The sequence below is a fragment of the Nonomuraea sp. NPDC003804 genome, assembly GCF_040610675.1.
GTDB lineage: Bacteria > Actinomycetota > Actinomycetes > Streptosporangiales > Streptosporangiaceae > Nonomuraea.
This window is the reverse complement of sequence record NZ_JBEXMT010000008.1, coordinates 53,624-73,756: the sequence shown is the minus strand read 5'-3', so window position 1 is coordinate 73,756 and position 20,133 is coordinate 53,624. Positions and strand designations below refer to the sequence as shown.

16 protein-coding genes are annotated in these 20,133 nt (G+C 73.2%); 12 read left to right on the top strand and 4 right to left on the bottom strand.

Annotated elements, in window-relative coordinates; genetic code table 11:
* The first annotated feature begins 190 nt into the window (after window positions 1-190).
* From ABZX22_RS13075 to ABZX22_RS13050, 6 genes are all read left to right on the top strand, one after another.
* Window positions 191-1,618: an extracellular solute-binding protein gene (locus tag ABZX22_RS13075; protein ID WP_354908065.1), complete on the top strand. Its 1,428-nt coding sequence runs from the start codon at window positions 191-193 to the stop codon at window positions 1,616-1,618.
* Window positions 1,619-2,554, top strand: coding sequence for a sugar ABC transporter permease (locus ABZX22_RS13070; protein ID WP_354908063.1), 936 nt, complete (start codon window positions 1,619-1,621; stop codon window positions 2,552-2,554).
* On the top strand, window positions 2,551-3,456 hold the full coding sequence (locus tag ABZX22_RS13065) for a carbohydrate ABC transporter permease (protein ID WP_354908062.1): 906 nt from the start codon (window positions 2,551-2,553) through the stop codon (window positions 3,454-3,456). Before ABZX22_RS13070 ends, ABZX22_RS13065 begins: the two co-directional genes overlap by 4 nt.
* 9 nt (window positions 3,457-3,465) lie before the next feature.
* On the top strand, window positions 3,466-4,479 hold the full coding sequence (locus ABZX22_RS13060; RefSeq protein WP_354908060.1) for an NAD(P)-dependent alcohol dehydrogenase: 1,014 nt from the start codon (window positions 3,466-3,468) through the stop codon (window positions 4,477-4,479).
* A 108-nt stretch (window positions 4,480-4,587) separates the two neighbouring features.
* On the top strand, window positions 4,588-5,709 hold the full coding sequence (gene ugpC / locus ABZX22_RS13055) for a sn-glycerol-3-phosphate ABC transporter ATP-binding protein UgpC (protein WP_354908058.1): 1,122 nt from the start codon (window positions 4,588-4,590) through the stop codon (window positions 5,707-5,709).
* Between the two features lie 30 nt (window positions 5,710-5,739).
* Window positions 5,740-6,711 (top strand): carbohydrate kinase, encoded by a 972-nt coding sequence (locus tag ABZX22_RS13050; RefSeq protein ID WP_354908057.1) that lies wholly within the window; start codon window positions 5,740-5,742, stop codon window positions 6,709-6,711.
* A 93-nt stretch (window positions 6,712-6,804) separates the two neighbouring features.
* Here ABZX22_RS13050 and ABZX22_RS13045 read toward each other — a convergent pair whose 3' ends face one another.
* The 3 genes from ABZX22_RS13045 to ABZX22_RS13035 all read right to left on the bottom strand — a co-directional run bounded on the left by ABZX22_RS13045 (window position 6,805) and on the right by ABZX22_RS13035 (window position 9,839).
* Window positions 6,805-7,428: a maleylpyruvate isomerase family mycothiol-dependent enzyme gene (locus ABZX22_RS13045; RefSeq protein ID WP_354908056.1), complete on the bottom strand. Its 624-nt coding sequence runs from the start codon at window positions 7,426-7,428 to the stop codon at window positions 6,805-6,807.
* Window positions 7,429-7,672: 244 nt separating this feature from the next.
* Window positions 7,673-9,025 (bottom strand): 6-phospho-beta-glucosidase, encoded by a 1,353-nt coding sequence (locus ABZX22_RS13040; RefSeq protein WP_354908055.1) that lies wholly within the window; start codon window positions 9,023-9,025, stop codon window positions 7,673-7,675.
* Between the two features lie 55 nt (window positions 9,026-9,080).
* On the bottom strand, window positions 9,081-9,839 hold the full coding sequence (locus tag ABZX22_RS13035; protein WP_354908054.1) for a DeoR/GlpR family DNA-binding transcription regulator: 759 nt from the start codon (window positions 9,837-9,839) through the stop codon (window positions 9,081-9,083).
* A gap of 132 nt (window positions 9,840-9,971) precedes the next feature.
* Between ABZX22_RS13035 and ABZX22_RS13030 the strand changes: the two genes are divergently transcribed.
* The 5 genes from ABZX22_RS13030 (at window position 9,972) to ABZX22_RS13010 (ending at window position 17,667) form a co-directional block, all read left to right on the top strand.
* Window positions 9,972-11,336, top strand: coding sequence for a PfkB family carbohydrate kinase (locus tag ABZX22_RS13030; RefSeq protein ID WP_354908052.1), 1,365 nt, complete (start codon window positions 9,972-9,974; stop codon window positions 11,334-11,336).
* Window positions 11,337-11,339: 3 nt separating this feature from the next.
* Window positions 11,340-12,731, top strand: a complete 1,392-nt coding sequence (locus ABZX22_RS13025) for an extracellular solute-binding protein (RefSeq protein ID WP_354908051.1) — start codon at window positions 11,340-11,342, stop codon at window positions 12,729-12,731.
* A 67-nt stretch (window positions 12,732-12,798) separates the two neighbouring features.
* Window positions 12,799-13,707, top strand: a complete 909-nt coding sequence (locus ABZX22_RS13020; protein ID WP_354908049.1) for a sugar ABC transporter permease — start codon at window positions 12,799-12,801, stop codon at window positions 13,705-13,707.
* Window positions 13,704-14,531 carry a carbohydrate ABC transporter permease gene (locus ABZX22_RS13015; protein WP_354908048.1) on the top strand — a complete coding sequence of 276 codons (828 nt, stop codon included), beginning with the start codon at window positions 13,704-13,706 and terminating at the stop codon, window positions 14,529-14,531. Before ABZX22_RS13020 ends, ABZX22_RS13015 begins: the two co-directional genes overlap by 4 nt.
* Before the next feature lie 280 nt (window positions 14,532-14,811).
* The gene (locus ABZX22_RS13010; protein WP_354908047.1) at window positions 14,812-17,667 is read left to right on the top strand and encodes a sugar-binding protein; all 2,856 of its coding nucleotides are present in this window, start codon (window positions 14,812-14,814) and stop codon (window positions 17,665-17,667) included.
* Window positions 17,668-17,686: 19 nt separating this feature from the next.
* Here ABZX22_RS13010 and ABZX22_RS13005 read toward each other — a convergent pair whose 3' ends face one another.
* Window positions 17,687-18,385, bottom strand: a complete 699-nt coding sequence (locus ABZX22_RS13005) for a helix-turn-helix domain-containing protein (RefSeq protein ID WP_354908045.1) — start codon at window positions 18,383-18,385, stop codon at window positions 17,687-17,689.
* Between the two features lie 108 nt (window positions 18,386-18,493).
* Between ABZX22_RS13005 and ABZX22_RS13000 the strand changes: the two genes are divergently transcribed.
* Window positions 18,494-20,125, top strand: coding sequence for an amidohydrolase (locus ABZX22_RS13000; RefSeq protein ID WP_354908044.1), 1,632 nt, complete (start codon window positions 18,494-18,496; stop codon window positions 20,123-20,125).
* Window positions 20,126-20,133: the final 8 nt, after the last annotated feature.

Here is a 20,133-nt window from a genome sequence, read left to right as displayed (position 1 = left end):
GTGCGCGGAAAATGCGATTGCCGGCACATTCCCCCAATGCCCAAAATCTTGTTTTGCGAGAAAATAGAATTCCCATTCGTTTACATAGGGCACCCAAGGACAGTTGACCGCCATTATCGCCCTTTTTTTGCTGGAGTGCGGGGGTGAGTGGACAGTGGACTGCTATCCGCCCGAGCCGAGTAGGCGGGATGTGCTTCGTGGCGCGCTGGCCGCGGGGGCGGCGCTCGCCATGACGGGAACCGCGAGCGCCTGCGGCACTCAGGCCGACGCGCCGCGAACCGCCGGTGCCGGCCCATGGCGCCAGTTCCAGGGCACCACCCTGAACTTCATCTCGGAGAACACCGCTCCGACCGCGGCCATCGCCGCGAACACCCGCCCGTTCACCACGCTGACCGGGATCGACGTCAAGATCGTGACGCTCGAGCTCACCGCGCTGGTCCAACGGGTCGCCCTGGACCTGGCCTCCGGCCACTCCCAGTACCAGGTGATCTACGCCGATCCGTACCAGGTGCTCGCGCCGTACCAGCGCGGACTGGTGGACCTGCGGACCCTGCAGGCCGATCCGAGCCTGCCGGACCTGCCCGGCGGCATCGCCGACTTCATCCCGGCGCAGATGGACGCGGCCGGCCGGTTCGTCGACCCCCAGGCCGTCTACGCCCTGCCGTACGACGCGCCGACGATGATCTGGCAGTACCGGCGCGACCTGTTCGCCAAGTACCACGACCGCATGGCCGCCGACCTCGGGTTCGACCCGACGCCCAGCGGGGAGCGGACCTGGGAGGAGTACTTCAGGATCGCCGAGTGGTTCAACAAGAACGCCAAGCAGGACGTCAAGTACGGCACCGGCCACCAGGCCCGCCAGCACGACTCGCTGATGAACGACTTCAGCAACGTGCTGTGGTCCTACGGCGGCGACTACTTCGACAACGGCAAGGAGGTGGGGCGCCTGGGCTCGCGCGACCCCGGCCCGTGCCGCCTCGACTCCCCCGCCGCGATCGCCGGCGCGGAGTTCTACCAGCGGCTGCTCAGCATCGCCGACCCGGCCTCCACGACGTGGGACTGGGACGGCGTGGGCGCCGCCTTCCGGGGCGGCAGGCTGGCGATGTGCCCCAACTGGCACGAGTTCGCGGCCAGCAACGAGCAGGTCATGCCCGGCAGGGCCGGCTACTCGGCGCTGCCGAAGGGCCCGGTCAGCACGGCCAACATGTACGGCGGCACCGGGATCGGGATCAGCGCCAACACGCCGCCGAACGAGCGCGGCGCGGCCTGGCTGTTCCTGGTGTGGGCCACCTCGCCGCAGACGCAGCTGGCCAACCTCCAGAGCAAGGCCGGCGGCGGCACGCCCACGCGTATCTCCGTCTACGAGCTCCCGCAGGTGCGCGCCGCCGAGCATCGGCCCTCGCCGATGCCCAACATGCTCACGGCCGCCGCGGTGCGGGAGGCCTGGCGGCCCGACCGGATCGGGCTGCGACCCAAGATCCCCATGTGGAACGAGTGCAACACCGCGATCTTCACCCAGCTGTCCCGCATGCTCACCGGCGGAGCCTCGCCGCAGGAGGCGATGCGCGAGATCAAGTCGCGGGTGGACCGGATCGTGGCGCGAGGGTGGGTGGCCTAGATGACACACGCCGCGGACACCTCACCGGTGCTCAGCCGCTCGGCCCGGCCGAAGGAAGCCGCTCCGCGCGAGCCGCGGATCGGCTTCGAGGGCAGGATGATGACACCGGGCCTGATCCTGCTGGCCGCGCTGTCCATCGTGCCGTTCCTGGCCCTCGTCGCGATGAGCTTCTCCCACGTCCGGCTGCTCGGCGGGGTGTCGCTCGACCTGGTCGGCCTCACCAACTGGGTGCGCTTCTTCACCGACGCCGACATGTGGATGTCGTGGGCGCGCACGGTCATCTACTTCGTCCTCACCGTCGGGCTGGAGATGACACTGGGCGTGGCCATCGCGCTGTGCCTGTACCGGGTGCTGCACGGCCGCAACATCATGCTCAGCCTGCTGCTGCTGCCGATGTTCGCCGCGCCGTCCATCGTCGGGCTGCTGGGGCGCTACCTCACCGACTCCACCTTCGGCCTGTACGCGTGGGTGCTGCGCTCCTTCGGCTACCAGGGCGACATCCTCGGCAGCCCGGTCAGCGCCTTCATCGCCGTCGTGCTGATGGACGTCTGGGAGTGGACCCCGCTGATCGCCCTGATCACCCTCGCCGGCCTGTCGAGCGTTCCGCAGTCGGTGCGCGAGGCGGCGGCCGTCGACGGTGCCGGAGGGTGGATGACGCTGCGGTACGTCATCTTCCCCGCGATCTCCAACGTGCTGCTCGTGGCACTGCTGATCCGCTCGATGGACGCCATCCGCTACTTCGACATCATCTGGGTCACGACCAACGGCGGTCCCGCCGACGCGACCAAGATCGTCCCGATCCGGCTGTACGAGACCGCGTTCCGCTTCTTCGACTTCGGTTACGCCGCCGCCATCGGCCTGGCGATGCTGGCCTTCTCGATCATCATCGCCCGTACGTTCGTCCGCCTGCTCGACGTGAGGGGGTTGACCCGATGAGCACGACCCAGACCGCGCCGGCCGGCCCGGCGGTCACCGCGGCCCCGCGCGGGGTGCCGCAGTCGCCCCTGGAGGCCACCAGCAGGAGCACGCGGTGGCTGACCGTGCTGCTGCTCGCGCTGGCCCTGCTCTGGACGCTGGTCCCGCTGGTGTGGATGTTGATGTCGTCGTTCAAGAACCGCACGGACGTGACCGCGCCCACGCCGAAGTTCGCGTTCGCGCCGACGATGGACAACTACGTCGGCCTGTTCACCGGCGCGAACAACCTCGTGCCGTACATCTGGCACAGCGTGCTGGCCGCCGGGATCTCCGCGCTGCTCGCGGTCACCCTGGGGGCGCTGGCCGGGTACGGCCTGGCCCGCACGCAGATGCGCGGGAAACGGCACCTGGCCTTCTGGATCATCTCGACCCGTATGGCGCCCATCGCGGCGGTCGTGGTGCCGCTGTTCCTCATCTTCCGCGGGCTCGGCCTGATCGACTCGATCCCCGGACTGGTGCTGGCGTACCTGACCTTCAACCTGCCGTTCGCCATCTGGCTGATGAGCGCCTTCTTCGCCGAGGTGCCGCCGTCGCTCGAGGAGTCCGCGCTGGTGGCCGGCTGCACCCGCTGGCAGGCCTTCCGCACGGTGATCCTGCCGCTGACGAAGTCGGGCCTGGTCACCACCTTCGTGCTGTGCCTGGTGTTCGCCTGGAACGACTACGCGTTCGCCGTGGTCTTCTCCGGCCCGAACTCCCAGACGCTGCCCATCGCCGCCTCCCAGCTGGTCACCCAGACGGGTGTCGACTGGGGCCAGCTCGCCGCGATCGGGACCATCGTGGTCGTGCCGATGATGCTGGCCGGGCTCGCCGTGCGGCGCTGGCTGGTCACCGGCCTGACCCTCGGCGCCGTCACAGGAGAGTAGGAGGCTGCCATGCGTGCCGCCGTACTGCACGGCGTGGGAACGGTCCTCCTGGAGGAGCGGCCGCGGCCCGAGCCCGGCCCCCGGGAGGTGCTCGTGCGGGTCGACTCGGTGGGCACGTGCGGCTCGGACGTCCACTACTACGAGCACGGGCGGATCGGCGACTTCGTCGTGACGTCCCCGCTGGTGCTCGGGCACGAGCCGTCAGGGACCGTGGTGGAGGTCGGATCCGCGGCGGGCCGCCACCGCACGGGCCAGCGGGTCTCGCTGGAGCCGGGGGTGCCCGACTTCACCTGCCCGCAGTGCCGGGCCGGCCGGTACAACCTGTGCCCCCGGATGCGCTTCTTCGGCACCCCGCCGATCGACGGCGCCTTCTGCGAGTACGTCGTGGTGCACGAGGAGTTCGCCTACCCCGTCCCCGACTCCGTCTCCGACGACGCAGCGGCCCTCATTGAACCGCTGTCGGTGGGCGTGTGGGCCTGCCGCAAGGCACGGGTCGGGCCGGGCACCCGCGTGCTCGTCACCGGCGCGGGCCCGATCGGGCTGCTCTGCCTCCAGGCGGCGCTGGCCTTCGGCGCGACCGACGTCCTGGTCACCGACGTCACCGGCACCCGGCTCGGGCTGGCCCGCGATCTGGGCGCCCGCGCGACTCTCAACGTCCGCGAGAACCGCCTGGCGGACGCCGGTTTCGAGCCGGACGTGCTGCTCGAGTGCTCCGGCCATCCGGCGGCGATCGGCGAGGCCGTCCGCGAGGTGGCGCGGGCCGGGCGGGTCGTCCTCATCGGCATGGGCGGCGACGAGATCCCGCTGCCGCTGTCGTACGTGCAGACCCACGAGCTCGATGTGACCGGGACCTTCCGCTACGCCAACACCTGGCCGGCCGCCATCGCGCTGGCCGCCTCGGGCAGGGTGCGGCTGGACGACCTGGTCACCGGCCACTACGGCCTGGCCGAGGTCGAGAAGGCGCTCACGGCCGGCAGCCGCGATCCCGACCTGGTCAAGGCCGTCGTCCGGCCGCAGGAGTGATGGGGATGGCGCGCGCTCGGACCACCAGCACCAACACCACCGGCCCCGGACCGGGGCGGCGGCCGTCACCAGGCCGCCACCGGCCCGGCGCCGACTAAGGAGACACCGATGGCCAGAGTTGTCTACGACGAGGCGACCCGCGTCTACCCCGGAACCACCAGGCCCGCGGTGGACGCCCTCGACCTCGACATCACCGACGGCGAGTTCCTGGTCCTCGTCGGCCCGTCAGGTTGCGGGAAGTCCACCTCCCTGCGCATGCTGGCGGGTCTCGAGCGGGTCGACGGCGGGCACATCAGCATCGGTGACCGGGAGGTCACCAACCTGCCGCCGCGTGACCGGGACATCGCGATGGTGTTCCAGAACTACGCCCTTTATCCCCACATGTCGGTGGCCGACAACATGGGGTTCGCCCTGAGGGTGATGAAGACGCCGAAGGAGGAACGCGACCGGCGGGTCCGCGAGGCGGCCAAGCTGCTGGACCTGGAGGACTTCCTCGACCGCAAGCCCAAGGCGCTGTCCGGCGGTCAGCGGCAGCGCGTGGCCATGGGCCGGGCGATCGTCCGCGAGCCGAAGGTGTTCCTCATGGACGAGCCGCTGTCCAACCTGGACGCCAAGCTGAGGGTGCAGACCCGCACCCAGATCGCCGCCCTGCAGCGCCGGCTCGGCGTCACGACCGTCTACGTGACCCACGACCAGGTCGAGGCCATGACGATGGGCGACAGGGTGGCCGTCCTGAAGGACGGGGTGCTCCAGCAGGTCGACACGCCGCTGGCGCTGTACCAGCATCCGGCCAACGTCTTCGTCGCGGGCTTCATCGGCTCCCCGGCGATGAACCTGGCCGAGTACGGCGTCGAAGGCGACGAGGCGGTCCTGGGCGAGATGCGCATCCGGCTGAGCCGCGAGACGCTCAAGCTGCTCAAGGAGGAGAGCAGCGAGCGCGTCATCGTCGGCTTCCGGCCCGAGGCCGTCGACGTGGCCGGCGAGGGGGAGACGAACGGCGAGCAGCCGACCTTCCCGATCTCGGTCACGGTCGTCGAGGAGCTCGGCTCGGACGCCTTCCTCTACGGCCAGTACGCCCACGCGACCGACCCGGCGCTGCGCGATCGGACGGTCATCGCGCGCGTGGACCCGAACGCGCCGCCCGCCAAGGGCCAGGTGGTCCGCCTGCGGATCCAGCCGGGCAAGGAGCGGCTCTTCTCCGCGGTCACCGGGCAGCGGCTGTCCACCTGACCGCCAGGCACGAGGAGAGGAGCCGGGCGCGTGATCGTGGCCTGTGGTGAGGCGCTGGTCGACCTGGTCCCGCGGCGGGACGGCTGCTACGTCGCCCGGCCGGGGGGCAGCCCGGCCAACGTCGCCGTGGGTCTCGGCCGGCTCGGCGTCCCCGTCGCCATGCTCGCCCGGTTCGCCGACGACGGGTTCGGCCGGCTCCTGCGGGCGCACCTGACGGACTCCCGTGTCGACCTGAGCCTCGCCGTCCCGGCGGGCGAGCCGACGACGCTGGCCGTGGTCACCCTCGGGCCTGAGGGCGGCGCCGAGTACACCTTCTACGTCACGGGCAGCGCCGACGGCGCCTGGCAGCCCGCCGACCTGCCACCGGAGCTGCCGTCCGGTACGGCCTGCGTGCACGTCAGCGGGTCGCTGGCGCTTGCCGTACCGGCGATGGGCGACACTTTGGAGGCGTTGCTGTGGCGGGAGCGCTCGCGGCGCACCCTCGCCTTCGACCCGAACCTGCGGCCCCGGCTGGCCCGCGATCCGGCCGCCCTGCGCGCGCGGCTGGATCACTGGATCGGCCTGGTCGACCTGGTCAAGATCAGTTCCGACGACCTGGCCTGGCTGACCCCCGGCGAGCCGGTCGAGAGCGTCGCGGCCCGCTGGCGGGAGCGCGGGCCCGCCGTCGTCGTCGTGACGCGCGGGGCCGCGGGTGTGCACGCGCTCGGGCCGGCAGGGCCGGTCGACCTGCCCGGCCGGCAGGTGCGGGTGGCCGACACGGTCGGGGCGGGAGACGCGTTCATGTCCGGTCTGCTGGCCGCGCTCGCCGAGGACGGCGCGCTGGCGCGCGACCGGCTGGCCGCCCTACCCGCCGGCCCGCTGGCGGCGGCGCTCGACCAGGCCCAGCACGTGGCCGCGCTGACCTGCACCCGCGTGGGCGCCGAACCGCCGTGGCGGGCGGAACTCGACGCCGACAGCGAGGCTCGGCCCGCCGCCGCCCCCGGCCGGACCGCCGACGCGTGACGCGGACCCGACCGGACCGGCTCGTGACGCGGACCCGACGGACCGCTCGTGACGCGGACCTTGACCGGACCGCCGGGTGTGGCGGCGTTCCGGTCAGGCGCGGGTGAAGCGTGCCGCCGGGGCGCCGCGCAGCCTGCCGGGCGGCAGCTTCCTGCCGCAGATCGCCAGCAGCAGGTCCTGTGCCGAGCCGTGGACCGGCGTGCCCGTCCCGAAGGTCCAGTCGAGGTCGTCGGCGCGGAACTCGACGCCGGCGAGGTCGACCTTGAAGAACAGCACGCCCCTGTCGGAGGCGCTGACCGGCAGGGCGGGCCTGAGCCGCTCCTCGGGCACCTTCCGGTCCAGGCCCAGCGCGACGGTGATGTCCAGGCCGTGGATCACGTCGTGGCTCAGCGCGCCCTCGTGGCCGCCGCCCGGGGGCTTCCAGGGGTGGGTCGCGTTGTCGCGCAACGAGGCGGTGAGCTGCCGCGGCGTCATCGTGACCGCGTCACGCCTGGCGAACCGGTCGGCCGCCCTGTTGAAGTCGCCGCGGGCGGCGAGCAGGCCGAGCACCACTTTCGGCAGCGAGTAACGGAAGGGCGTGGTGATATGGGCCGCCACCTCCCGTACCCGCCATCCCGCGCACAGGCTGGGCTGGTCCCACTGCCGGTCCGACAGACCGGCGAGCACGTCCGCGAGGTCGCGGCGTTCGGCGGCGACGGCCGCCCTGATGTCGTTCATCGGGTTCCCCTTCGCTGAAGGCTGTTCGCCTCACCGACGAACGGGAACCGGCCGGACCGACACGCGCCGCCTCGGGAATTCGCCGGCACGCGAACCTCGGGAACGGCGGGCTTTCGGCGGCGCCGGGGAAAGGGGACGCGGGCGCCGGACCGAACCGGGGACAGCGGCCGGCTCGGTCATGCGGATGCGGCGCCGGACCGGACCGGGCAGGAACAGCGGCCGGCTCGGTCATGCGGGCGCGGCGTCAGACCGAACCAGGCAGGACGGCGGCCAGCTCGGGGATGCGGGCGCGGTAGCCGTCCAGCAGCGCGCGCGCCGTGGCCACCGAATCGACCAGGGGATGCAGCGCGAACGCCGCGACGGCCAGGCGGGCCGAGCCGGACAGGGCGGCCGCGATGGCGGTCTGCTCGACCGCCTTGACCTGCTGCACGAGCCCCAGGAACCGGCCGGGCAGCGGGCGGGTGGCCAGCGGCCGGATCCCGGCACCGGTGACCAGGCAGGGGATCTCGACGACCGCCTCCTCGGGCAGGCCCGGCACCGCGGAGCCGTTGCGGACGTTGAGGATCATGGTGGAGGGCTCCCCCCGCGCGATGGCGGCCATGAGGGCGAGCGCGATGCCCTCGTACCCGCCCGCCTGCAGGTCGGCGACGTCGCGCTCGCCGGCGGCGGTGGCGTCGCGGGCCTCGGCCATGTACGTCGCGTCGCGTTCCCTGCGCGCCCTGCCCCAGGCGGCGAGGGCGTGCTCGGGCCGCTCGCGCACCGCCGCGTAGAACCGGTCCTGCTGCCCGAGCAGGGCTTCGCCACGGGTGTGCGCGGCGCCGCGGAGCGCGGCGACCGACTCGCGGGTGAAGTAGTAGTAGTACAGGTACTCGTTGGGCAGCGCGCCGAGGGTGCGCACCCAGTCGCCGCCGAAGATCCTGGCCTCCTCCACCCGGCGCAGCGCGGCGTCGTCGGCGAGCAGGTCCGGCAGCACGTCGCGGCCGTCATGGGTGAGGCCGCGCAACCAGCCCAGGTGGTTGAGCCCCACGTAGTCGGGCGACACCCGGGCCGGATCGAGCCCGAGGGCGGCGGCGGCGCGCCTGACCAGCCCGATCGGGGAGTCGCAGATGCCGACCACGCGGTCCCCGAGCACCCCCCGCATGGCCTCAGTGATCATTCCGGCCGGGTTGGTGAAGTTGATGACCCAGGCGTCCGGGGCCAGAGCGGCCACCCGCTCGGCGACGCGCACCGCCACCGGCACGGTGCGCAGGCCGAAGGCGATGCCGCCTGGCCCGGTCGTCTCCTGGCCCAGCACGCCGAGGTCGAGCGCGACCCGCTCGTCGGCCGTACGGCCCGCCAGCCCGCCCACCCGGATCGCCGAGAAGACGAAGGCGGCCTCGCGCAGCGCGGCGTCCAGGTCCGTGGTGGCCCACACCTTGGGCGGGCGGTCGTGTCCGGCGGCGAGCTGGTCGAGCACGTGCCGGATGGCCGCCAGCCGCTCCTCCGACACGTCGTGCAGGACCACCTCCTCCACCCGCGGGGTGGCGGTGTCGCGCAGGAGCGCGCCGTACACGAGGGGCACCCGGAAGCCTCCGCCGCCCAGAACGGCCAGTTTCATCGCGCTCCCCGTCCGCCGCCCGGTCTCGGCAGGGGCTCGCGCGCGGCGGCGACGATCACGCGAGCACCACCTCCGTGCCCGCCGCCGCGCAGGCGCGCAGCGTCCTCTCGTCGGCGCCCTCGTTCGTGACGATCACGTCGATGTCCTCGGGGCCGCACACCCGCAGGGCGCCGGTGCCGGGGAACTTGTGCCGGTCGGCCAGGAGCACCACGCGCTCGCCCGCCGCGATCATGGCGCGCTTCAGCGGCACCTCGGCGAGCGTGGTGTCGACGAGCTGGCCGTCCGGCCGGACGCCGCTGGCGCCGAGGAAGACGTGGTCGGCGCAGATCTGGCTCAGCGCCGCCTCGGTCAGCACCCCGACCAGCGAGTGGTAGGCCCGGCGGACCATGCCCCCGAGCAGCAGCACCTCGACCTCGGTGTCGGTGCGCAGCACGTCCAGGACGGCCAGGCTGGAGGTGACCACGGTGACGCGGCGCCCGCGCAGCCGGCGGGCCAGGCGCATGGTGGTGGTGCCGATGTCGAGCAGGACCACGTCGCCCTCGTGCACCATCTGCGCGGCGCGGACGGCGACCGCCTCCTTGTCCCGCTCGTCGACCGCGGCCATCTCGGCGAAGGGGCGGTCGTCGTCGGCGTCGACGTCGGCGAGCGCGCCCCCGCGCACGCGCCGCAGCGTGCCGTCGCGGTCGAGCACCTCGAGGTCCCTGCGGATGGTGGACGGGCTGACGCCGAGCTGCCTGGCGAGATCGAGCACGCTGGTGGCACCGGCGAGGCGGACCCGGCGCATGATCTCCGCATGCCTGAGGTGCTGGAGCACGGGGGGATCATATCAGTCATTTACGCGCATGAGTGAGCAACATTGACCAGCTTGCCGCACAAAGCACTTGATGTGCTCGAGGAAACATGCAAGATTGCGCACAAGACGGTCTGTCGAGGAGGACTCATTCCCGTGTCTGTCCAGGCGTACGACCCTCTCGCCGATCAGCGCACCCCTGAGGGGCCACGGTTCGACGTCTTCTTAGCGGGCACGGTCTTCCTCGACATCGTCTTCACCGGCCTGCCCTCGATGCCCGTCTCCGGCACCGAGATCTGGGCCGAGGGCATGGGTTCCTGCCCCGGCGGCATCGCCAACCTCGCCATCGCGACCAGCAGGCTGGGCCTGCGCACCTCGCTGGCCGCCGCGTTCGGTGACGACGACTACGCCGACTTCTGCTGGCGCACGCTGGCGGAACAGGAGTCGGTCGACCTGTCCAGGTCACGGCGCTTCGCCCACTGGCACTCGCCGGTGACGGTCTCCATGGCCGTCGACCGCGACCGCAGCATGGTGACCCACGGCCACCCCGCGCCGATGCCGGCGACGCAGATGATCGGCACGCCGCCGCCGTCCAGGGCGGTGATCGCGGCGCTCGCCAGCGACGAGCCGCTCGGCGAGGGCAACTGGGCCGAGCGGGCCCACCGCGAAGGCGCGCTCATCTTCGCCGACGTGGGCTGGGACCCCTCGGGCACGTGGCGTCCCGAACTGCTGGACCAGCTGACGATCTGCCACGCGTTCATGCCCAACGCGGTCGAGGCGACGGCCTACACCGGCACCGACACCCCGCGCGACGCCCTGTACGCGATCGCCGACCTGGTGCCGCTCGCCGTGGTCACCGACGGGGCCAACGGCGCCATGGCCATCGACTCCCTGTCCGGGGAGGAGGCCTACGTGCCCGCCCCCCGGGTGACCGCCCTCGACCCGACCGGCGCGGGTGACGTCTTCGGCGCCGGCCTGGTGCTCGGCACCCTGTGCCGCTGGCCGCTGGCCGACCGGCTGGCCTTCGCCGGGCTCTGCGCGGCGCTGGCCGTCCAGCAGTTCGGCGGGTCGCTGGCCGCGCCGGGCTGGGGGGACATCGCCGACTGGTGGCACGCGGCACGGGCGAGAGCCGGGCACGGCGGCGCCTACGCCGAGTCGCTGGCCCGCCGATACCGCTTCCTCGACCGGCTGGTGCCGACCGTCCCGATGGGCGCGGTGCGCCGGGCCGTGGCCACCATCGCCAGGCACGCCGACCTGGGCATGGTCGCTCCCCCGCCCGAGGCCGCCGAAGGACCGCCGGCGGATCGGAGCCCCGAGGCCGCCACGGGACCACCGGTGGATCCGGCCCCTGAGGCCGCCGAAGGACCGCCGGCGGATCCGGACCCTGAGGCCGCCGAAGGACCACCGGCGGATCCGGACCCTGAGGCCGCCACGGGACCACCGGCGGACCCGGCCCCCGAGGCCGCCGAAGGACCGCCGGCGGACCCGGACACGCCGCCCGTGCCTGCCCACAAGGAGTAACCCATGATCTCCACGACGCGAACAGCGCGCGGGCGCGAGCCGCGCGGCGCCGTGACGCGTGCCGTCCTCGCCGCCGGTGCCGCGGTCCTGGCCCTCACCGTGGCCGCGTGCGCGCCCGGCTCCTCGGCCCCGCCCGCCCCTGCCCAGCCCGCCTCGACGGTGCGCACCGACGCCGCGGCCCTCGGCCCCGTGACGCTCACCGTCTGGGACCAGGAGGTCCGCGGCGGGCAGGCCGCCCAGATCAAGCAGCTCAACGCCGCGTTCGAGAAGAAGTACCCCAACATCACGCTCAACCGGGTCTCCCGCTCCTTCGACGATCTCAACACCACGCTGCGGCTGGCGCTGAGCGGCAACCAGCCGCCGGACGTGGTGCAGGCCAACAACGGCCGCGCCCAGATGGGGGCGTTCGTGAAGGCGGGCCAGCTGCGCCCGCTGGACGCCTACGCCGAGGCCTACGGGTGGAGGAAGCGCTACTCCCCGTCGGTCCTGCAGTACGTGAGCTACACCCCCGACGGCAAGATCTTCGGCACCGGCGACCTGTACGGCATGCCGCAGGTCGGCGAGGTCGTCGGCATCCTGTACAACGCCGCCAAGCTGGCCAGGCTCGGCCTGCGCCCGCCGACGACGTGGGAGGAGTTCGACGCCGCGCTGGCCACGGCCAAGGCCGCCGGCGAGGTGCCGCTCCAGCTGGGCAACCTCGACAAGTGGCCGGCCGTTCACGTGTTCGGCACCGTGCAGGCACGGTACGTGTCCGCCCCCAAGATCACCGCGCTGGGCTTCGGCCGCAAGGGCGCCTCGTGGACCACCCCGGAGAACCTGAAGGCCGCCGAGCAGCTCGTCGACTGGGTCGACAAGGGCTACTTCGCCAAGGGCTTCAACGGCCAGGGCTACGACGCCGCCTGGCAGGCGTTCGGCAAGGGCCAGGGCGTCTTCCTGATCGGCGGCAGCTGGCTGGTCGCCGACCTGCAGAAGGTCATGGGCAAGGACCTGGGCTTCGTCCGGCCGCCCGGCACGCCGCCCGTGGCGACCGGCGGCACCGGCCTGCCGTTCGCGATCACGGCCAAGAGCCCCCACCCCGACGCGGCGGCGGCCTACATCGACTTCCTCACCAGCGCCGAGGCCATGAAGGTGCTCACCGCCAACGGCCTGCTGCCGATCGCCGACGCCAACCGGCAGGACGGCGTCGGGGCCGGCGCGCAGCAGGACATGTTCGCCGCGTTCGGCGCCGTCACCGAGCGCAACGGCCTGGTGCCCTACCTCGACTACGCCACCCCGACCTTCGCCGACACGCTCGGCGCGGCGCTGCAGGACCTGCTGGCCGAGAAGGTCGCTCCGCAGGAGTTCCTGGCCACGCTGGAGAAGGACTACAAGACGTTCGCCGAAAGCAACGAGTGACCGCGAGCTCATGGCCACGCCGCACTCGTCCATGCGCGCTCCCGGGTCAGGGCGTCCGGAGGCGGCCGTGACCCGGTCCCGGCCCACCTCCAGGCGCCCGGGAGGTCCGCCCGGGGAGCCGCGCGGGATCGCCTACCTCTACCTGCTGCCCGCCCTGGCGGTCTACGCGGCGTTCCTGCTCTATCCGATCGCGCGGGCGGCGCACCTGTCGCTGTTCGAGTGGGACGGCCTGACCCCCGGCCGGTGGGCGGGGCTGGACAACTACGCCGCGATCGTCGCGGACGAGGGGCTGCGGGCCGCCTTCGCCCACGCCCTGGTCCTCATCGTCTTCTACGCGCTGGCGCCGCTGGCGATCGGGCTGACGCTGGCCGCGATACTGAACCACGCCAAGGTGCGCGGGCTGGCCTTCTTCCGCACGGTGGTGTTCCTGCCCCAGGTGGTCGCCATGGTCGTGGTGGCCGTCGCCTGGCGGCGCGTCTACGCGCCCGACGGCACGCTCAACGACCTGCTCGGCGCGCTCGGGCTCGACGCGCTCACCAGGGGCTGGCTCGGCGACCACGCCTTCGCGCTGCCGGCGGTCGGCGTGGTCGGCACGTGGTTCGAGACCGGCCTGGTGACCGTGCTGCTGCTGGCCGGGATGAGCCGCATCCCCGTGGAGCTGTACGAGGCAGCCAGGCTGGACGGGGCCGGCGCGGTCAGGGAGTTCTTCGCCGTCACGCTGCCCTCGGTGCGCGGGGAGATCGCGGTCGCGCTCACCCTGACCGTGATCGCCGCGCTGCGGACGTTCGACCTGGTGTACGTCACCACGCGCGGCGGGCCGGGCGACTCGACGGCGGTGCCGTCGTACGAGGTCTACCATCGGGCCTTCGAGCTCGGCCAGGTCGGCTCGGCGGCGGCGGTCGGCGTCACCCTCACCGCCGTCATCTTCGCGATCTCGTTCGGGATCAACCGGTTCGCCGACAGGGGTGTCTCGTGATCTCTCGCGGAGAACGGCTGGCCAACTACGTCATCCTGCTGGCGTTCGCCGCGTTCGCGCTGGGACCCGTGGTGACGATCCTGTCGGCGGCGCTGGGCCCCGACGACGCCGCCGCAGCGGGCGGGCAGCGGTTCAGCGTGGCCGGGCTGCACGTCGGGAACTTCGCGGCGGCGTGGGAGGTCGGCCGTTTCGGCACCTACCTGGCCACCAGCCTCGCGGTGTCGTCGTTCGTCGTGGTCGTCAGCGTCGTCCTGTCGATCATGAGCGGGTACGCGTTCGGCACGATGCGCTTCCGCGGCCGGTCGGTGCTGTTCTACCTGTTCCTGCTCGGGATCATGATGCCGAGCGAGGCCATCGCCGTGCCTCTCTACTTCGACCTGCGCGCGCTCGGCCTGACCGACACCTTCTGGTCGGTCGCGCTGCCGCAGGTGGCGCTGTCGGTGGCGTTCGGCACGTTCTGGATGCGGGCCTACTTCCGCACCGGCAGCCGCGCGATCGTCGAGGCCGCCCGCATCGACGGCGCCTCGGTCTGGCGGATCCTGTGGCAGGTGCTGGTGCCACCGGCCCGGCCGGCCATCGTCACCCTGACCGTCCTGGTCTTCATGTGGACGTGGAACGAGTTCCTCATCCCGCTGATCATGGTGACCTCGGAGTCGCTGCGTACCGCGCCGCTCGGGCTGGCCTTCTTCCAGGGCCAGTACACCTCCGGCTTCACGCTCCTCGCCGCCGGCTCGGTCATCGTCGCCACCCCTGTCGTGATCTTCTACCTGTTCCTCCAGCGCCATTTCATCCGCGGGCTGCTCCAGGGGGCGGTCCGCGAGTAATCCCGGAGGTTCCATGCGCCATCCGCAGCACCCGCGACCCGCCCCTCCCCCACCGCCCGCGCCTCCGCAGGCCGAGTCCCCACCTCCCGCGCCTCCACGCGCCGAGCATCCGCCGCCCGCACCTCCGCGTGCCGAGCCTCCACCTCCCGCACCTCCACGCGCCGAGCATCCGCCGCCCGCACCTCCGCAGGTGTCTCCGCCTTCCACGCCTCCGCGAGCGGTGTACCCGCCCCCCGTGCCTCCCCGGGCGGTGGCCATACATTCCGCGCCTTCGCGGACGGTGACTCCCTCGACCGCCTCCTGGCGGGCCGCGCGGCCGGGGGGTCGCCTGGGCGTGCTGGCCGTCGCGGTGCTGCTGGCGCTGGCGCCGGCCGTACCCGCGCTGGGCTCGACCGCCCCGGCGGGCTCCCACGCTCACCCCGCCCCGCCCGGCTCTGAGAGGCACCCCGCCGCGCAGACCGGGACCGGGCCCGCCGCCCCGGGTGGGACCGAGCCCGGCGCCCCAGGTAGGACCGAGGCCGCCGCCCCGGGTGGGACGCGTGCCGATCTCGACGTGCTGTTCGTCGGCGCCCATCCCGACGACGAGGCCTTCACCCTCTCGACGCTCGGGCAGTGGAAGGAGGACCACGGCGTCCGCGCCGGCGTCGTCACCGTCACCAGGGGCGAGGGCGGCGGCAACGCCGTCGGCCCCGAGGAGGGCCCGGCGCTCGGCCTGCTCAGGGAGGCCGAGGAGCGTACGGCGGTGGCGAAGGCAGGCGTGCGGGAGGTCTTCAACCTCGACGACGTCGACTTCTACTACACGGTGAGCGCGCCGCTGACCGACCGCGTCTGGGGCGGCGACACGCTGGAGAAGGTCGTGCGGATCGTCCGCCAGACCCGGCCCGAGATCCTGCTGACGATGGATCCGGCTCCCTCCCCCGGCAACCACGGCAACCACCAGCAGGCCGCGCGGCTGGCCGTCCAGGCCTTCCACGCGGCGGCCGACCCCCTGGCCTTCCCCGAGCAGCTCGCCCGTGAGGGGCTGCGCCCCTTCGCCCCGGCTCGCGTACTGCTCGGACGGGCGCGCGGGACCGCCCAGAACGGTCCCCGGTGCGCCGCGACGTTCCGCCCCGCCGACCCGACGCAGAACGTGTACGGGGTGTGGAGCGGGCGCGTCTCCCCGAGCGCGGGCCGGAGCTGGGCCGCCATCGAGCGCGATGCCCAGCGCGTCTACGCCTCCCAGGGCTGGGCCGGCTTCCCCGACGTGCCGCAGGACCCGGACCGGCTCGGCTGCGACTTCTTCACCCAGGTCGACTCGCGGGTGCCCTTCCCCGAGCCGGGCACCGCGGCGGCCGCCGCGCCGACGGCGGTCCTCGACGGCGCGCTGGTCAGGGCGTCCGGCGCGGTCCCGCTCGGCACCTCGCTCGACCTGCGCGCCGGCACCTTCGACGTCCGCCCCGGCACGGCGTTCACCGTCACGGTGACCGCGACCGCTCCCGCCCGCGAGCCGCTGGGCCGATCGGCGGTGACGCTGCGCGTCCCCGAGGGCTGGCGGGTCAGCGGGTCGGGCGACCTCGGCGGGCTCGGCGCCGGCCGTACCGGGTCGGCCGCCTTCACCGTCACGCCGCCGCGGGAGGCCGCCCCCGGTCAACGGGCGCGGGTGGCCGCGACGCTGGCCACCGAGAAGGGCCGCGGCTACACCGACCGGGTGGTCGAGGTCAGCCCCGCCGTACGCGGAGGGCAGCAGTCGCTGCCCCAGGTCGGCCAGTACGAGACGTGGGCCGCACAGGCGGGCGTGCCGCAGCTGCGCGACCTGGTCACTCCCGTGCTCACCCTGCCCTCAGGCGGCTCCCGCCAGGTGGGCGTCGTGGTCACCAACGTGAGCGACACCGTCCGGTCCGGCACCGTACGGCTGGACCTGCCCGCCGGTTTCGCCGCCGACCGCGCCGAGGCGGCCTACACCGGCCTGGCGGCGGGGGCCTCGACGACGGTGCCGTTCACCGTCACCAACACCGACACCTCGCTGAAGACCGCCAACGAGGGCGGCGACTACGCCTACACCATCACCACGACCAGCGCGGACGGCTCCAGCGTCAGCAGGCCCGCGCTGGAGCTGGTGCCGGCGGCGGCCATCCCGCGGGCGGCCGAGGCGCCGGTCGTCGACGGCGCCGAGGGCGACGGTGAGTACGCCGGCGCGGCCCTGGACGTCTCGCGCCTCTGGGAAGGCTCCGCGTGCGCGTCGGCGGCGGACTGCTCCGGCACGGCCAAGCTCTCCTGGCGCGACGACACGTTGTTCCTCCTGGTCCAGGTGAACGACGACGTGACCGGCACCCGCCTGCCCGCCGCCGACTGCAAGCGGCACTGGCGGACCGACGCCGTCGAGGTGACCCTCGACCCGCGCGGCACGTCGGAGAACACCTCCACGACGTTCAAGGCGGCGGTGCTGCCGGTGACGGCCGAGGGACCGCCGTGCTTCGAGCGGGACGCCGACAACCGTCAGGGGCCGGGCGAGCGGACCGCTCCGGGGATGCGGGTGGCCGCGAAGGTGTCGGCCGGGCAGTACACCGTGGAGATGGCCATCCCGATGGAGCTTCTGCCGGGCGCCGTCGATCCCGGGCATCTCGGGCTGAACGTCCTCGTGTACGACTCCGACACCCAGGACAAGACCGGCCAGACCCGGATCGGCTGGTCGACGTGGGGCGGCGTGCAGGGCGACCCGTACCGGTGGGGCGTCGTGACGCTGCCGGGTTACCGGCCGCCGCCGGGACGGCCGACCACCCCGCCCGACCCGGTGATCCCGGACACCGGCCTGTCCAGCCTGGACTCGCCGCAGTCGCTGGAGCAGGCGGCCCGCCTCGGCCTGCCGCTCGCCGGCGGTCCGGCGGCCGGGCCGTCCGAGCGCGGCCTGGTCAGCTCCGCCGTGGCCGGGCGGGACGCGGTGACGGTGACGCTGCGCGCCGCGTCCGCGGGCACGGCGCACCTGTTCGTCCGCGACGGTCAGGGGACGGCGGGCAGCCGCGTGGTCACCGTCGCGCGCGGCGGTGACACGACCGTGCGCGTGCCGCTCACCCGCGCCCTCGGCGCCGGCGCGTTCGTGCCGGCCGGATGGCGGGCGCCCGGCGGCGGCACGCTGGCCTCGCAGGTCCGCGTCCGCTGACGGGAACCCCGCCGTGGCGTCAGGTCCGGGGCGCGTCCCCGGCCGCCGACGCGGCGCGGGCCTCGATCGCGGCGATCAGGGCCTCCACCTGGACGGTGTAGACCGGTCCCGGGCGTATCTCGGCGAGCTCCGCGTTCAGGCGGGTGATCCGGGGGAAGAGCTCGGGATCGACCGTGCGGTACTCCCGCCCCCATGACGACTCGTCCCCCGCTCTGACCTCGGGGGAGAACAGCGCGTAGGCGGCCGCCTGGGCCACGTGCGCCAGGAGGGCGTCGGCGAAGGCCCGGTAGTGCAGCGCGGCGTCGGCGCCGTCGAGCCCCGCCTCGCCGACCGCGCCCAGGATGAACTCGACCAGGCGGAACTCGTTGATCCGCCGGGTGGTACGGCTGCCGGTGATGGAGGCGACGGCCGGGTACTTGAGCGCGATCCGCAGCGACGCGTCGGCCAGCGCCCGCAGCCGGTCCTTCCAGCCGAGCCCGTCGGGAACGCTCTCGATGACCTCGCCGTAGACCCGGTCGGCCACCGACAGCAGCAGCTCGTCCTTGTCGCGGAAGTGCCGGTAGACGGCCGTGGGGTCGGCTCCGAGCTCCTCGCCGAGGCGGCGCACGGTGAACGCGTCGCCGCTGCCCCGGGCGGCGATGCGCAGGCTGGCCTCGATGATGGCCTCGCGGCTGAGCTGGCTGCCCGAGCGTCTGGTCCTCACAGGTGTCTTCGCCATGATCGCCCCAGTGTATCGGTTGGGTCTCCGGATAGCGCAACAGTGTTGACATCTATGTTGCGCTCGCGTTCACTCCTCCCCAACACGGCGTGAGCGGAAGGTGCGGTCATGGTGGAAACGATCTTCATGGGGCGGGTCTTCACGGGCACGACCGCCGCCCCGATCGAGGCGGCGGTCGCGGTCGGAGGGGGGCGCGTCCTGCGGGTCGGCGACCGGAAGGAGGTGCTGGCCGCGGCGGGCCCCGACACGGACGTGGTGGACCTCGGCCGCGGGCTGCTCATGGCGGGTTTCCAGGACGCCCACGTGCATCCGGCCTTCGGCGGCGGCCAGATGCTGCGTTGCGACCTGTCGGCCGAGCACACCGTGGAGGGCTACCTGACGGTGATCGCCGCCTACGCCGCGGCGCACCCGGACAAGGCGTGGATCCACGGTGGCGGCTGGTCGATGGACGTCTTCCCCGGCGGCACGCCGACCAGGCAGCTGCTCGACACGGTGGTGCCCGACCGGCCGGTGCTGCTGACCAACAGGGACGGCCACGGCGCCTGGGCCAACAGCCTGGCGCTGCGCCTGGCGGGACTCGACAAGGACACCCCCGACCCCGTTGACGGCAGGATCGAGCGTGAGCCCGACGGCACCCCGCAGGGCACCCTCCACGAGGGCGCCATGACGCTGGTGAGCGAGCACGTGCCGGTGGCGACCGCCGAGGAGGCCTACGCCGGCCTGCTCGCGGGCCAGTCCCACCTGTTCTCGATGGGCGTGACCGCCTGGCAGGACGCCATGATCGGCGCCTTCCCCGGCAGCCCCGACAACTACGAGGTGTACCTGCGCGCCGCCCGTGAGGGAACCCTGCTGGCCCGCGTCGTCGGCGCGCTGTGGTGGGACCGCGAGCGCGGGCTGGAGCAGATCCCCCACCTGGTGGAGCGGCGCGAGAACGGGCGGGTCGGCCGCTTCAACGCCACCACCGTCAAGATCATGCAGGACGGCGTCGCGGAGAACTTCACCGCGGCGATGCTGGAGCCGTACCTGGACGGCTGCGGCTGCGCGACCGCCAATCGCGGCATCAGCTTCGTGGACCCCGGCCTGCTGCGCGAGGCGGTCCGCGAGCTGGACGCGCTCGGCTTCCAGATCCACTTCCACGCCCTCGGCGACCGCGCGGTCAGGGAGGCGCTCGACGCCCTCACCGGGGCGCACACGGCCAACGGCGCCAACGACAACCGCCACCACCTCGCGCACCTGCAGGTGGTGCACCCCGCCGACATCCCCAGGTTCGCCGAGGTCGGCGCCGCCGCCAACATCCAGCCGCTCTGGGCGGCCCACGAACCCCAGATGGACGAGCTGACCATTCCCTTCCTCGGGGCCGGGCGGGCGGCCCTGCAGTACCCCTTCGGCGACCTGCTCCGCGCGGGCGCGCGGCTGGTGGCCGGCAGCGACTGGTCGGTGAGCAGCCCGAACCCGCTGTGGGGCGTGCACGTCGCGGTGAACAGGGCCGTGCCCGAGGGCGAGCCCCGCGAGCCGTTCCTTCCCCAGCAGGCCCTCACCCTGGCGCAGGCGCTCACCGCCTACACGGCGGGCAGCGCCTGGATCAACCACCTCGACGACGTCACCGGCACCGTCGAGGCGGGCAAGGACGCCGACCTGGTGGTGCTGGACCGCGACCCCTTCGCCGGGCCTCCCGAGGAGATCGGCGCCACCCGTGTCGTCAGGACCTACGTCCAGGGCCGGCTCGTCCACCAGGCCTGACATCTCGC